Here is a 13881-nt window from a genome sequence, read left to right as displayed (position 1 = left end):
AAGTCGATCATATTGGGCTTTGATCTGGCTCGAACCTGTCTCATCACTTTGCAAAAGACCTGAGGTGGTTAGCCCCTCATCCACTCAAACGGATCCTCGCCCCTCATTCGCGCGTCCGTTTGCTGAACAATCAATAAGAAGTTTTCTGACCAAAGCGCAGGCCACAGCAAGTCATTGTCCAAAACGCTTTGTGCGTACATGAAAATCGAATTAAAAACATCAACTGTTACATATAGCTCATTGGCGTATATAAGACCTATATCATGATATTCAGGATGTTCCGGGTCGCCCCGCTCCAGAACATCCCAGCTTAGCTTCGGGTGCATTTTGCGTATCGTTTCCCCAAGATAGACCCCAACATCCAGACAAAATTCGCCCCACGCAAACGTCATGTGGTCGGCACCCGGCTGCCGCTCCGCCTTACCAGAGAATAACTCGTTCAGCTTTATGATCTCTTTATCGGAGCCATCCAGCAAGATGCCCGCTGGTCGCACAAGCTCCTGAAGTTTATCCTGCCTGACCTGAAGCTGTGACTTCAGTGTTTCTAGGCCATGTTCCACCTCTTGGATATCCAGCGTTCTCGCCAATTCCCCAAAGGGGAAATCAGGGAGCTGATAGGTGGCATATTTTTTCCAGTCCAGCTTCATACCTATCGTCCTAGGATTTAAATCGTTGGTGGTTGGCCCTGAGGCATTGCAATACTCAAAAACCCGCCTTCGCCCGGAAGCTCATGCCGGGCCCGTTCTCGGGATGGTTCAGCCGCAATTCCTCGGAATGCAGCATCATCCGTGGATAGGCCCCGGCGGTTTCTTCCGCATAAAGCGGGTCGCCCAGTATCGGATGGCCAAGCGACAGCATATGCACCCTCAGCTGATGACTGCGACCGGTTTTGGGAATCAACCGCACCCGGGTTTCGCCCTCTCCATATCGCTGCACACGCCAGTCGGTCACCGCAGGTTTGCCGGTCTCGGGGCAGACCATCTGACGGGGTCGATTCTCCCAATCCACGATCAGGGGGGCATCAACCGTGCCGGTCTTCGGCTCTAACCGCCCGGCCACACGCGCCACATAGGTCTTGCGCACCGCGCGCGTTTCAAACTGCATCGACAGGGTCCGCTGCGCATGGGGGGTGAGGCCAAACACCATCACGCCCGACGTGTCGCGATCCAGCCGATGCACCAATAGGGCCATCGGGAACGCCTCTTGCACGCGGGTCAGCAGGCAATCGGCCAGATGCGCGCCGCGCCCTGGCACAGACAGTAACCCTTCCGGCTTATTGACCACGACGATCTGATGATCCTCGTGCAGCACCTCAAGCGGGGTATCGGGCGGGGCGTAGTTACTCATGACGCCCCCCTACACTATCGCGATCACGGTTTACACCCGGCATTGCCACCCTATGATTTGATCAAATCCAGAATGAGAGGCAGACCCATGACCATCACAGACTACGAGGTTGTTGTCGTGGGCGCGGGTGCCGCCGGCATTGCCGCCACCCAAGCGATCAAGACAGCAGGCCATTCGGTGATCTGCATCGAGGCCGCCGACCGCATTGGCGGGCGGACCCATACCGATTCCGAGATTTTTGGCGTGCCGTTTGATATGGGTGCGCATTGGATGCACACCGAACATGTCAACGCCCTGAAAGCACCGGGCCTTGCACTGGGACTTGATCTCTACCCCGCGCCGGATAATGGCGTGACCCACGAGCTGGAGGATGATGACGTTCTTTGGGACGAGGTCGCCGAGATCTACAAAGCCATCAAAAAGGCCGCCCGGGAGGATGCCGAAACCGAAGCGAAAACCGGTGTGCCCACCGACCGATCCCTTGCGGATATCTTTGAGGACAAGACCCCTTGGTCACTGACGGCTGTGATGATGATGGCCCTGTCGATCGCGCGGGATCTGCCTGATACATCCTTGCGCGACATGCTCGCCTGGGAAAGCGGGGGCGACTGGTTTTGCCGCGAAGGTTTTGGCCATCTGATTGCCCGCACGGCCGAAGGGCTGCCCATCAAACTGTCCACCCCCGTGACGGATGTCGAGGCGCTGGCCGACAGCGTGCGCATCACCACGACCGATGGTATCACCACGGCCCGCGCGGTGATCGTAACCGCCTCGGTCGGGGTGCTGGCCGAGGATGTGATCCGCTTTGATCCGCCGCTTGAAGCGGATCGGCGTGGCGCGCTCGATCTGATCACCATGAGCGATTACAATCACGCCGCCATGCTGTTCCGCCCCGGCGCGATCCCCGTCGAGGCCGACACATGGCTGACATACCGGTTGCACGCAAATGATGCCGGAATCGCGCAGGGCGGTGGGTTCCTGTGCAATATCTGTGGCACCGGGTTGACCAGCTTCGAGAACTCAGGCAGCTTTTCGCGGGCACTGCAAGCGGCCGGACCCGACGTCGCGATTGATCATGCGCTTGAGACATTGGTGGGGATTTTCGGCTCCGGCATCAAAAGGGATTTCATCAAGGGCCACGCCACGGCATGGCGCAACGAACCCTATGTGCGCGGCTCTTATGCCGGGGCGCTGCCGGGTGGGTATAACCGGCGCGATATCCTGCGCCGCGCCCATGCCGAACGGGTGCATTTCGCGGGCGAAGCAACCCATGCCGATGGACAGCAAGCCTCGGTCAGTGGTGCACATCTGGATGGGCTGCGCGCGGCAAAGGATGCGATGGCGCAGTTGGGTTAGGACAGCCAGAGCAAAACATAAAGGCCTATGGATGAAGCCGTCGCTGCGATAAAATCAAAACGGTTGGATCAACCCGGTTTGCGAGCCGTCAGGATGTAAGCCGATGTAGGGAAGACAGCTTTTCCAGATGGCGTTGCGTATTTGGACAGCGTCGCATCTGACTTTGTCAGCACATCGCTGATCTGATCCTCATCGAGATGGATATCGAAAAGGGGCAACCATCCGCGCAGCTCCACTTCCACCATTGTCCGAGTGCTGGGAAACTCTGCCTGCTCGCTTTTGGTTTCGACCTTTGTTCCGGCAAAACCAGCTTGCGACAACAGAGTGACAACATCGTCCGGGTTGCCCAAACAGAATGGGATCGTGACGGCATTTGCAGCCGCTGGAGAAACATGTTCTTCCAACACCGAGACAATGTCGCCGTAGGCAGGATTCCGATCAATCGAGTGCCATGCTGCGATCGCCAATGTGCCGCCCGGCTTGGCGGTCCGGTACATTTCGCTCACTGCTTTCTTTTTGTCTTGAAAGAACATCATGCCAAATTGCGAGATGACACAGTCGAACGATCCATCGCCAAAAGGTACGTCTTCTGCGCTGCCCTGAACCCATTCGATTCGGCTTTCGACTTCCTTTGCGGCGGCAAGCATGCCCGGCGCCGGATCAAGACCAACGACCCGACCGGAACTTCCCGCGCGCTTTAGTGCCGCGCGTGTCAACACGCCCGTGCCGCAGGCAATATCCAACACATGCGCGCCTTCCCTTACAGTTGCTCCTTTAATCAAGTGGCCCGCCCAAGGCGCAAACAACGCAGGCACGAACAAGGTTTCATATCCGCGACCCGCCTGCAGCTCTTCTTGCGTTACTTCGATAACCATCGGGTATCCTTTCTCCGCAATTCATCGTGGGCCCAAAGCATATCACAACGACCTCAACAGCCGGGAAAAGGTTCTCAAAGGTGTCAGAGTAGCTCTGCATCAAGTGGCGAGCAGGCATACATGAACTAAGTTTCTTCAACTGAAAAACGCAGCGCACGAAAAAGGCCAGCGCCGGGAAACCGCCGGTGCTGGCCCTGATCTCAGGCATAACGGCGTGTCAGATCACACCTTCACCCGCTCTGCCTTGGGATCGTACATCGGTTTCAGGCTGGCTTCGGCCTTGACCTTCACGCCACAGACGTCGATCTCATAGCTGGAACCCAGCACATCCGCCGCGCTTTCGCCTGCGCAGGGCACATAGCCCATACCCACGGCCCCGCCTAGCGTGTGACCGTAATTGCCAGAGCTCAGGTACCCGACATATTCGCCATCCCGGATGATCGGCTCGTTGTGATAAAGCAGCGGCTCGGGATCATTCAGAAGGAACTGCACCATACGGTTCTGTGGCCCGCTTTCCTTGCGCGCGGCGACAGCGGCCTTACCTATGAAATCATCCTTGTTCAGATCAGCGGCAAAGCTGAGTCCCGCATCAACCACATGGTCTTCACTGGTGATGTCATGGCCGAAATGACGGAAGCCCTTTTCGATCCGGCAACTGTCCATCATGTGCATACCGCACAGCTTGAGGTCCATCTCTCTGCCGGCATCCCACAGGGTTTCGAACACATGTTCAGCCATGTCGGAAGAGGTGTAAATCTCCCAGCCCAGCTCGCCCACATATGTGACACGGTGTGCCCGGGCGAGGCCCATACCGATTTCGATTTCCTGTGCCGTGCCAAAGGGGTTCACCGCATTCGAGAAGTCATTGGGCGAAACTTTTTCCAGCAAGGTACGCGCATTCGGCCCCATCACGGCCAATACGCCTTCCCCTGCTGTCACATCGGTGATGACCACACGCAGATCCCCGACATGGCGCTGGAGCCGGGTCTGATCGGCCAGACGGGTGCCGGATGGTGTCACCATCAAATAGGCCGTTTCAGACAGGCGGGTCACGGTCACGTCCGCCTCGATCCCGCCCTTGCTGTTCAGCATCTGGGTATAGACGATCTTGCCGACCGGCACCGACATATTGGCCCCGCAGACAAGGTTCACAAGCGTCTCGGCATCCCGCCCTTCGATCCGCAGCTTGCCAAAAGATGACATGTCGTACATGCCGACATTCTCACGGGCCGCCCGGTGTTCAGCGGCCGAGTTTTCAAACCAGTTCTGACGCTTCCAGGTATATTGATATTCGCGCGCCTGCCCCTCGTTGGCGAACCAGTTGGCCCGCTCCCATCCAGCCGATTCCCCATAGACCGCGCCGTTCTGGTCCAGCAGGTTGTGGAACGGCGACCGCCGTACGCCCCGCGCGGTGGCTTTTTGCCGATAGGGGTAGTGGTCGGCATAGAGCAGGCCCAGCGTTTCCTTGGACCGTTCAAACAGGTAATGCTTGTTGCCCTGGAAAGGTTGCATCCGGGAAATATCAACGCCGCCCAGATCCATCGTCTTTTCACCGGTTTCCATCCATTCGGCCAACGCCTTACCCGCCCCACCGGCAGATTGAATACCGATCGAGTTAAAGCCCGCCGCGACGAAGTAATTGCGCAGCTCGGGCGCCTCGCCCAAGTGATAGGCGTCATCGGGGGTGAAGCTTTCAGGGCCATTGAAGAACGTATGAATGCCGGTCTCTGCCAGCATGGGCATCCGGTTTACCGCCATTTCAAGGATCGGTTCGAAATGGTCGAAATCTTCGGGCAGTTGGTCGAAACAGAAATCTTCCGAAATGCCGTTCATGCCCCAGGGTTTGGCGTTGGGCTCAAAACATCCCAACAGGATTTTGCCCGCGTCTTCTTTGTAATAGGCGCATTCATCCGGCACCCGCAGCACCGGCAGTTCGGTCAGTTCAGGGATGGCTTCGGTCACGATGTAGAAGTGCTCGCAAGCATGAAGCGGCACGTTCACACCCGCCATTCTGCCAACCTCATGGCCCCACATGCCGGCACAGTTCACAACGTAATCCGATTCGATATGACCGGTTTCTTCACCAGCGGCCCAGTCAACACCGGTCACGCGGCCATTTGCCTTGCTGATCGCAGTGACCTTGACGTTTTCGCGGATCAACGCCTTTTCCATGCGTGCGCCTTTGGCTAGCGCAAGGGCAACGTTTGCCGGATCGCCCTGCCCGTCATTGGGCAGATATACGGCCCCCGTCACATCACCGATGTTCAGGTGCGGGTACATCTTCTTGGCGTCTTCAGGCGAGATTTCCTCGACATCCACATCAAAGGCACGGGCCATCGCGGCACTGCGATACAGCTCTTCCTTGCGGTCTTCTGTCAGCGCCACGGAAATCGAGCCATTCGCCTTGATGCCTGTGGAAATGCCGGTTTCGGCTTCCAGATTGTGATAGAGGTCGGTGGTATATTTTGCCAGTTTCGTCATGGTGGACGAGGCGCGCAACTGGCCGATCAGGCCGGCGGCATGCCATGTCGTGCCGCATGTCAGTTGCTTGCGTTCCAGCAGCACTATGTCTTTCCAGCCCAGCTTGGCCAGATGATATGCCACCGAACAGCCAATCACGCCGCCACCGACAATCACCACACGGGCTTTATTTGGAAGAGTGCTCATTCATCGAATCTCCTGTCGAATTCTGGTTTCGTTTTGCAGAATGCCGAAAACATCCGACATAAAATGTTCGAAATCCGTCACCGCTTCCGAAGTTTTAGTAACTAAAGTGCTGCGCGAAAAGCTTTAGTCCTTCCAGGTTTTCTGCCTGCGGCGGCGGCGGCGCATTTCCAGAGGCGTGATGCCGTAGAAACTTTTGTAAAGCACCGAAAACCCTCCGGCAAAGCCACTGGCCAATCCGACTTCGCGCACGCTTAACGTGGTGTTCAAAAGCAGGTTGTTGGCCCGGGCAAGGCGCAACTGGCGGTAATAGGTGTTCGGCGTCGTGCCCAGAAAGGTACGGAACTTCCGTTCCAGAGATCGGCTGGAAACCCCAACCGATGTCGTAAGCTCGCCAATGAGCACCGGGTCTTCGATCCGCGATTGCATGATTTCAATCGCCCGGTCCAGATCGGCATCCCCCGTGGTTGCCGCGCTGGTTCCGCCGAATGGCTGGCGGGTGCCAAAATCGCGTATCTGCTCGTGCAGGAAAATGTTCACCACGGTCTGCAATTCGGCCGATGAAATATGTTGCCCCATGACGGACAGCACGACGTCCATCGTCGCGTTCATCCCGGCGCAGGTGACAACCGGACCATCCCCACTGGCCAGCGCGTTATCTGTATCCAGAAGTTCCATCCGTTCGCGCAGAAGGGCGGAGTTTTCCCAATGGGTGGACATCCCCCAGGCCGCGCTACCCTTGTCCTTGATATAGCGGCTCGCGGCCTCGGCCAGCAGAAACACCTTCGCTCCGCGATGGGTGTATGTGTTGATCACATTGCCAAGGGTTAGCCCCGGTGCGTCCGGGTCAGTGTTGCCAATGACGAACAGGTAATCCGCGTCGGGTTTCTCCGCAAACCGTTCGGTTGGCAAGATCGCCTCGCTGCTGCTGGTGATCGTGCCCCCGCCGGCCGATCTGAAGGTCCAGGAAAACAGCGGTTGTGCCGTCACCCGGTTGGCCGTTCTCAACGGGTCCACCACGGCTGCGAATTCAGTCAGAACGAACCCGTCCGTGACGATGATATCAAAATGCTGCTTGCGCGGCTGGGCGTGTTCCGAGGTCATTGCATCTGGCCGTGGTCATGACGGGTTTTTTTAGACAATGCGATATCCTGCCCGGGTGATACACTGGGCCAGTTCCGCGATATGGGCCGGGCCAACTTCGCAGCACCCCCCCACGATCGTAGCACCTTGGCCGATCCAGCCCATGGCGAAAGCGGCATACGCCTCGGGGCCCAGATCGTGGCGCTGTTCCAACGCATCGACGGTCGGGGCATCTTTGAGGAAGCCTTCGCTGATCTTGGTAAACCCGTTGGCATACGCCCCAAAGGGCTTACCGAAACCCTTGATGATCTCTAGGGTCGGCCCAATGGCCTCGGGGCGCGAGCAGTTGATACAGATCGCATCAGGCTGATGCTTCTCGATCAGCGGCGCAACATCGGCAACACCTTCACCCGAGCGCAGCCTGGTGCCGTCTTCATCATCCACCGACAGCGCCAGCCAAACCAGCAAACCCTGCCCCATGCAGGCCAGCAGCGCGCCTTCGGCCTGCTGCAGCGAGGACACCGTCTCGATCAACAAAAGGTCAACGTGATCCTTCAGCAGCGCGACGGTCTCACCATAGATCTTCGCGGCCTCTTCGGCGGGCGGGGCCACATCTGCGCGATAGGAGGCGCCAATCGGCCCCAAGGCTCCGGCAATCCGGCCCGATCCATATGCGGCCCGCGCGCGCCGGGCAGACATCACAGCCGCCTCGGTCAGTGCTTCAAACTGATCATCCAACCCTTCGCGCGCCAGCCGATCCCGCAACACGGCATAGGTGTTGGTCGTTGCCACGCTGGCACCGGCCTGAAAGTATTCCAGATGCACTTCGCCCACCAGTTTTGGGTGTTTGATCATCACCTGGGTCGACCAAAGCGCCGTCGGCCGATCGCCCGCGCGTTTGACCAGTTCCTGCCCGATCGACCCATCCAGAAGCGTGATCTCAGTCATACCGCCAACTCCTCGTCCCATGGCCGCAAAACCAGCTTGCCGGGATAGCGTTTCGATTGAAAATCTTCCTGTGCCTCATGGATGTGCGACAGCGGGTAGGTCTTTGAGATATGCGGGCGCACGTCGCCCGCGTTCACCATGTCGATCAGTGTACCGAACGTCTCGGGCGCTTGATAAGTGCAGCCATGGATCGTGATATCTCGCAGGTAGATGCGGCGCAGATCGGCCGCGATCATTGGTCCACCGATCGCCCCGGCAGTCGCGTAATGCCCGCCGGGTTTCAGCGCATCGATCAGCGCAGCAAAGACATCCCCCGCCACCAGGTCGATCACATGGGTAAAGCTGTTTTCCGGGATCGCGGCACTTCGGTCTATCGTGGCCTTCGCCCCGGCCTCGATAACCGCATCGGCCTTGGCAGGGGATGATATGCCTGTGACCCGTGCGCCCTGTTTCGACGCCAACTGCACGGCAGCAAGGCCAACACCACCGGACGCTCCCGTGATCAGAACGTGGCTGTCCGCACTCACACCCGCGCGGTGCAACAGCCCAGCGGCGGTGCCGAAGGCACAGGGGATCGCCGCAATTTCTACGTCACTCAACGGCGAATTGGTAACGTCATACAAATCCTGCGCCGCGACCACACAGTATTGCGCGAAGGCCCCATTGTATTCCGAGCCGAGGGCGACAAAGCCCACTGGGTTCTCGGCTGTAGGACGCGGTTGGTTGATCGGGCAAGTCACACGTTGTCCAACGGCGAAACCCTCAACATCCTTACCCAAAGCCACGACTTCACCGCACAGATCCCCGCCCTGAATAAGCGGGAAGGACAGCGCCCCGCCCCAGCCACCGGCCTCAACTTCTTGATCGATCTCCTCGGTCGCGCCAGTCACCTCGGGGGCATACCAACCGATCCGCGTGTTGATATCGGTGTTGTTCACGCCAGCGGCGAGCACCTTGACCAACACATCATCCGGGCCAACCACAGGCACCGGAATATCCTGCCGCCATTCCAACGCCTCCGGCCCGCCGTGATGGGTCAGGTAGACACCAGACATGGTGGCAGGGATGCTCATTTCGCGCTGTCCTCTACAAGGTCCTTCGAGCCAAGTAGAGCAGCCGCCCCAATCATCAACGCGCCGGAAATGCGGTTGATCCAGACGCCGGTCAGGTTTTTCACCCGACCCAGCGTGCGCGTCGCGGCCCAACCCCAGAGCAACAGGATCAGCCCGTCCACAACCAGATAGGTAACCCCAAGGATTAGCAATTGCGGAAGGATAGCCGCGGCCGGATCAATGAATTGCGGAAACAAAGCCCCAAAGAAAACAACCGCATAAGGGTTGGCCGACGAGGTGACAAAGCCTTGGCGGAACAGTTTGCCACTTGGGGCCGCCTCGGCGCTGCGCTCGGTTGGTTTCGAAAACATCAGTTTCAACCCGATCCAGACCAGATAGGCCACGCCCAACCATTTCACGAGTACCAGCGCATTGGCATTGGCCGCCACAATCGCTGTCAGTCCGAAGGCTGCCAGTGTCATCTGGATCGCGTTGGCGCTGAGATCCCCCGCCACTGTCGCCATCGAGCGTTTCAGCCCATGGCGCAGTGAATTCGAGATGATCAGCAACTGGCTTGTATCCGGCGGCGTCACAAAGAACGCCGCCAAGACACCCAGATAGATCAGGTAGGTCTCTGCCGTCATGCGCGGATCCGTTCGTTTTCCGGATCCCACAAGGGCTGATCGGGCTGCACCACGGCCTTGCATTCCTGTCCGTAGATATTCACCGTCAGCTCTGTCCCCGGCACGGCCAGACCGGCCCGCACCATGCCCAGCGCCACCGAGGCATTCACCCGGTAGCCCCAGGCGCCCGACGTGGTTTCGCCGACCACTTCGCCCTCATGTGACAGGGTCGACATATAGGGGGCATCGGCCTCTCCGGCATCAACCGTCAGCATCACAAAGGCTTTCTTACGGCCCTGCTGTTTCTCTGCCAGTAGTGCGGCTTTGCCGACAAAGTCCTGCGGTTTGTCAAACTTCACGAACCGCTCCAATCCGCCTTCAAGCAATGAGTAATCGGTGGACAAGTCGCCCTTCCAGGCGCGGTAGCCTTTTTCAATGCGCAAGGAGTTCAGCGCATACATACCAAAGGGCTTGGCACCGGCGTCAAGGATCGCCTCGTAAATCGCAGGCATATCCTCGTTGGCAGCATGCACCTCCCAGCCCAACTCACCGGTAAAGCTCACCCGGATCAGGAAGGCTTTCTTGCCTGCAACGGTGCAGTGCTGATGGGTCAACCAGCCCATGGAGAGGTCCGCATCGGTCAGCGGCGCCAGCAGATCACGGCTGGTCGGGCCTGCTACCAGAAGTGCGTCGCGCTCGGTTGTGGTTTCTGTGACAGTCACACCTTCAGGCACGGAACGGCGGATCAGCTCACCGTCATGCCACTGTGCAGTGGCGGCGGTGATCAGCACGAAACTATCTTCCTCCAGACGGATGCAGGACAGTTCGGTCAGGATGCGGCCGCGCTCGTCCGCCACGTAAACCAGGTTGATCCTGCCGATCTTGCTGAGGCCCCCGGTGACAAAGCCGCGCAGCCATTCGTCCGCGCCCTCGCCCTGCACCCAGAAGCGCGAGAACCCGGGCAAATCAAGTACGCCGCAGGCATCGCGAACCGCCTCGCATTCTTCCTTGATGCGTTGCTCCCACGGGCCTTTGCGACCCCATGTGTGTGTGCTTTCCTCAGAGGTATCATCGCCCGGCTGCGCGAACCAGTTGGCCCGTTCCCAGCCGTTATAAGCGCCCATCACGCCGCCCAGTTCCTTGACCTTCGCATGGACCGGCGACAGTTTCTTGTCGCGCCCTGCGGGCCATTCGTGCTGCGGGAAATGCATGGCGTATTCGTTGCCATAGACTTCCATACCCTTGGCGACACAGTAATCGTGATCGGTGTAATCGGTATAGCGTCGCGGATCGACCGCCCACATATCCCATTCCGGCGCGCCATCGACGATCCATTCGGCCAGCACCTTGCCCGAACCGCCGCCTTGGGCGATCCCGAAGGTATAAACACACGCCTCAAACGCGTTCTCAACGCCGGGCATCGGCCCAAGCAGGGGCAGGCCATCCGGCGCATAGGGGATCGGCCCGTTGATCACGCTGCTGACACCGGAAGTCTGCATCAGCGGCACCCGCTCCATCGCGTCGGTCACGATGTCCTCAATCCGGTCCAGATCGTCCTGCCACAGCTGGAAGCTGAAATCGTCGGGGATGGCATCGCCCGACTCGGTCCATTCGCCTTTGCAGTTAGGCTCGTACGGGCCAAGGTTATAGCCGTGCTTTTCCTGCCGCAGATAGTATGAGACATCCACATCGCGGATCAGGGGCAGTTTGCCACCATGTTCCTTGCTCCATGCTTCGACCTCGGGGATCTGTTCGGTCAGCAGATATTGGTGGCTCATAACCATCATCGGCACGGTGCGACCGCCATAAGGTTTGAACATCTCGCCCACGCGCTGCGCATAATAGCCAGCGGCGTTGACCACATAGTCACATTCGATATCGCCCTTCTCGGTATGGACGATCCAGCTTTTGTCCTCTTTCTGCGTCACGTTGGTGACCGGGCAGAAGCGCACAATCTGAGACCCCATATCGCGCGCGCCCTTGGCCAAAGCTTGCGTCAGCTGGGCCGGGTCGATATCGCCATCTGAGGGATCATAAAGAACCCCTTCCAGATCATGGGTCTCAAGGAAGGGATACGCCTCTTTGGCCTGTTCTGGTGTCCACATCTCCATCTCGATGCCTTGGTAGCGGCCCATCGACATGGCACGCTCAAACTCCTGCATCCGCTCTTTGGTATGCGCCAGACGGATTGACCCGGTCTGGTGGTAGTTCATCGGGTAATCCACCTCTTCGCCCAGCCGGGAATAAAGCTCGGTCGAATAGCGCTGTATGTTCATGATCGCCCAGCTGGTGGAAAAAGTGGGTACGTTGCCCGCAGCATGCCATGTGCTGCCCGCCGTCAACTCGTTCTTTTCCAGAAGAACACAATCGGTCCAGCCCTTCTTGGCCAGATGGTACAGTGTCGAGCAGCCAACAACACCGCCCCCGATGATGACAACCCGTGCCGTTGTTGGAAAATCAGCCATTCGTTCAGACTCCCGTCAGATAGTGGCGCAGCTTCGCGCAAGATTTAGAAAGACCAAGGGGGTGGGCCATCCTGCTCACTCCCAAACCAGACGGGCCGCCAGCCCGCCAAACATCACTGCCGACAAGCGGCTCAAGACGCGCGATTTTGCACGCAAGACATGGGCAAAGGCACCTGCCGCCGCCCCAAGGCACAGCGAGAACGCCATGCCGAAAACCAGAAAGATCACCCCCAGCACGACGATCTGCATCCATATCGGGCCGATGGCAGGGTCGGTGAATTGCGGAATAAAGGCAAAGATGAACAGCGCCGTTTTGGGGTTCAGTACATTTGTCACGAAGCCACGGCGCAGCGCGCGCCACACATCTCCGGCTGCGCGCCCCTGCTCCAGCGCCCCGTCCGAGCGCCACGCCTGCCATGCCAGCCAGATTAGATACGCCGCCCCGGCATAGCGGATCACATCATAGGCCAATGGCCACGCGATCAGCAGCGCAGACAAACCCGCAGCCGCCATCGCAATATGCACCACGATACCCAGATTGATGCCCAGCGCCGCGGCCATGCCCACCTTGGGCCCGCCGCTGATGCCGCTAGCCGACACAAACACAAAATCCGCCCCTGGTGTGATATTCAGCAACAAGCCCGCAGCGATAAACGCAACCAGCACAGCAGGGTCAAAACCGGTCAGAACCTCCCACATCACGAACGCTCCAACTGCGGCAAGCCATCAGCGATCTCATAGTAATCGCCCTTGTCCGCCACAAAGATGTGTCTTTCCAAGGTCAGCCCGGTGGGTTCATCCAACGCGCCCAGCGCGAAGCTGATCGTGTCCTCGTCATGGGCGTGCCAGAACAGGAACGATCCACAGCGCGGGCAAAACCCCCGCTCGGCGGTCGCGCTTGAAGCATACCATTTGACAGGTCCGTCGATTTTCAGGGCCGTTTTCGGCACATAAGCCGAGGCCCAGTAATGGCCCGATTGTTTCCGGCATTGTCCGCAATGACAGCCGCAGGCGCCTTGCGGCGCGGCGTTAGTCTTGAAACTGATATCCCCGCACAAACACTGCCCTCTGGTCATGGCGCTTCTCCCTCATATTGCGGCAACCCGTCATCAACCGTGTAGTAATCTCCTTTGAAATCAAACCAATAATGGCCAGCCAGTCGCAGACCGGCAGGTTGGTCCAAGGATCCCATCGCGACCATGATCTTGGCACTCGCGTCGCCGCGCCAGAACAGGGTCGATCCACAGTTGGTGCAAAACCCCCGGGTCGCGATATCGGTATGACGATACCACTCCAAGGTCGAGTCACGGTGAAACTTCACCGCGCCCTTGGGTGCAGCCACCGCACTAAAGTAATGACCGGACTGTTGCCGACACTGCTTGCAGTGACAAGCAATCGGCGCGTCCAAGTCAGCGGCGACCTCAAAGGCCACAGCACCGCAAAGACAAGACCCTTTATGCATGGCGCG

Annotated in this window: 13 protein-coding genes; 1 reads left to right on the top strand and 12 read right to left on the bottom strand. The window is 58.6% G+C overall.

Annotated features, from left to right (window positions below; all coding sequences use genetic code 11):
• Window positions 1-68: 68 nt before the first annotated feature.
• Together V6N02_RS17795 and V6N02_RS17790 are read right to left on the bottom strand one after the other, a co-directional pair.
• Complete coding sequence (locus V6N02_RS17795; protein WP_371227758.1) at window positions 69-647, bottom strand: hypothetical protein; 579 nt, start codon at window positions 645-647, stop codon at window positions 69-71.
• Window positions 648-702: 55 nt separating this feature from the next.
• On the bottom strand, window positions 703-1347 hold the full coding sequence (locus tag V6N02_RS17790) for an RluA family pseudouridine synthase (protein ID WP_371227756.1): 645 nt from the start codon (window positions 1345-1347) through the stop codon (window positions 703-705).
• An 87-nt stretch (window positions 1348-1434) separates the two neighbouring features.
• On the opposite strand from V6N02_RS17790, the gene V6N02_RS17785 reads away from it, so the two are divergent.
• Complete coding sequence (locus V6N02_RS17785) at window positions 1435-2703, top strand: flavin monoamine oxidase family protein (protein ID WP_371227754.1); 1269 nt, start codon at window positions 1435-1437, stop codon at window positions 2701-2703.
• A 68-nt stretch (window positions 2704-2771) separates the two neighbouring features.
• On the opposite strand, the gene V6N02_RS17780 is transcribed toward V6N02_RS17785, so the two are convergent.
• The 10 genes from V6N02_RS17780 to V6N02_RS17735 all read right to left on the bottom strand — a co-directional run bounded on the left by V6N02_RS17780 (window position 2772) and on the right by V6N02_RS17735 (window position 13875).
• A complete protein-coding gene (locus tag V6N02_RS17780) occupies window positions 2772-3578 on the bottom strand; it encodes a methyltransferase domain-containing protein (RefSeq protein WP_371227752.1) in 807 nt (268 codons plus the stop codon).
• Window positions 3579-3800: 222 nt separating this feature from the next.
• The gene (locus tag V6N02_RS17775; RefSeq protein ID WP_371227750.1) at window positions 3801-6245 is read right to left on the bottom strand and encodes a GcvT family protein; all 2445 of its coding nucleotides are present in this window, start codon (window positions 6243-6245) and stop codon (window positions 3801-3803) included.
• 123 nt (window positions 6246-6368) lie between these two features.
• Entirely contained in the window at window positions 6369-7346 is a 978-nt protein-coding gene (locus V6N02_RS17770) for a GlxA family transcriptional regulator (protein WP_371227748.1), read from the bottom strand.
• Window positions 7347-7376: 30 nt separating this feature from the next.
• Complete coding sequence (locus V6N02_RS17765) at window positions 7377-8273, bottom strand: homocysteine S-methyltransferase family protein (RefSeq protein ID WP_371227746.1); 897 nt, start codon at window positions 8271-8273, stop codon at window positions 7377-7379.
• On the bottom strand, window positions 8270-9346 hold the full coding sequence (locus V6N02_RS17760) for an alcohol dehydrogenase catalytic domain-containing protein (RefSeq protein ID WP_371227744.1): 1077 nt from the start codon (window positions 9344-9346) through the stop codon (window positions 8270-8272). Before V6N02_RS17760 ends, V6N02_RS17765 begins: the two co-directional genes overlap by 4 nt.
• Window positions 9343-9969: a LysE family translocator gene (locus tag V6N02_RS17755; RefSeq protein WP_371227742.1), complete on the bottom strand. Its 627-nt coding sequence runs from the start codon at window positions 9967-9969 to the stop codon at window positions 9343-9345. Before V6N02_RS17755 ends, V6N02_RS17760 begins: the two co-directional genes overlap by 4 nt.
• Entirely contained in the window at window positions 9966-12413 is a 2448-nt protein-coding gene (locus V6N02_RS17750) for a GcvT family protein (protein WP_371227740.1), read from the bottom strand. Before V6N02_RS17750 ends, V6N02_RS17755 begins: the two co-directional genes overlap by 4 nt.
• Before the next feature lie 75 nt (window positions 12414-12488).
• Window positions 12489-13112, bottom strand: coding sequence for a LysE family translocator (locus tag V6N02_RS17745; RefSeq protein WP_371227738.1), 624 nt, complete (start codon window positions 13110-13112; stop codon window positions 12489-12491).
• Window positions 13112-13489 carry a GFA family protein gene (locus tag V6N02_RS17740; RefSeq protein ID WP_371227736.1) on the bottom strand — a complete coding sequence of 126 codons (378 nt, stop codon included), beginning with the start codon at window positions 13487-13489 and terminating at the stop codon, window positions 13112-13114. The genes V6N02_RS17745 and V6N02_RS17740 overlap by 1 nt, the downstream gene beginning before the upstream one ends.
• On the bottom strand, window positions 13486-13875 hold the full coding sequence (locus tag V6N02_RS17735) for a GFA family protein (protein ID WP_371227734.1): 390 nt from the start codon (window positions 13873-13875) through the stop codon (window positions 13486-13488). The genes V6N02_RS17740 and V6N02_RS17735 overlap by 4 nt, the downstream gene beginning before the upstream one ends.
• Window positions 13876-13881 lie beyond the last annotated feature (6 nt).

The organism is Roseovarius conchicola (assembly GCF_041403425.1).
Lineage (GTDB): Bacteria > Pseudomonadota > Alphaproteobacteria > Rhodobacterales > Rhodobacteraceae > Roseovarius > Roseovarius conchicola.
This window is presented reverse-complemented; position numbering and strand designations above follow the sequence as displayed.

Coding starts and splice junctions, on each gene's coding strand:
- V6N02_RS17795 (WP_371227758.1), bottom strand. CDS start 647: ATGAAGCTGGACTGGAAAAAATATGCCACCTATCAGCTCCCTGATTTC.
- V6N02_RS17790 (WP_371227756.1), bottom strand. CDS start 1,347: ATGAGTAACTACGCCCCGCCCGATACCCCGCTTGAGGTGCTGCACGAG.
- V6N02_RS17785 (WP_371227754.1), top strand. CDS start 1,435: ATGACCATCACAGACTACGAGGTTGTTGTCGTGGGCGCGGGTGCCGCC.
- V6N02_RS17780 (WP_371227752.1), bottom strand. CDS start 3,578: ATGGTTATCGAAGTAACGCAAGAAGAGCTGCAGGCGGGTCGCGGATAT.
- V6N02_RS17775 (WP_371227750.1), bottom strand. CDS start 6,245: ATGAGCACTCTTCCAAATAAAGCCCGTGTGGTGATTGTCGGTGGCGGC.
- V6N02_RS17770 (WP_371227748.1), bottom strand. CDS start 7,346: ATGACCTCGGAACACGCCCAGCCGCGCAAGCAGCATTTTGATATCATC.
- V6N02_RS17765 (WP_371227746.1), bottom strand. CDS start 8,273: ATGACTGAGATCACGCTTCTGGATGGGTCGATCGGGCAGGAACTGGTC.
- V6N02_RS17760 (WP_371227744.1), bottom strand. CDS start 9,346: ATGAGCATCCCTGCCACCATGTCTGGTGTCTACCTGACCCATCACGGC.
- V6N02_RS17755 (WP_371227742.1), bottom strand. CDS start 9,969: ATGACGGCAGAGACCTACCTGATCTATCTGGGTGTCTTGGCGGCGTTC.
- V6N02_RS17750 (WP_371227740.1), bottom strand. CDS start 12,413: ATGGCTGATTTTCCAACAACGGCACGGGTTGTCATCATCGGGGGCGGT.
- V6N02_RS17745 (WP_371227738.1), bottom strand. CDS start 13,112: ATGTGGGAGGTTCTGACCGGTTTTGACCCTGCTGTGCTGGTTGCGTTT.
- V6N02_RS17740 (WP_371227736.1), bottom strand. CDS start 13,489: ATGACCAGAGGGCAGTGTTTGTGCGGGGATATCAGTTTCAAGACTAAC.
- V6N02_RS17735 (WP_371227734.1), bottom strand. CDS start 13,875: ATGCATAAAGGGTCTTGTCTTTGCGGTGCTGTGGCCTTTGAGGTCGCC.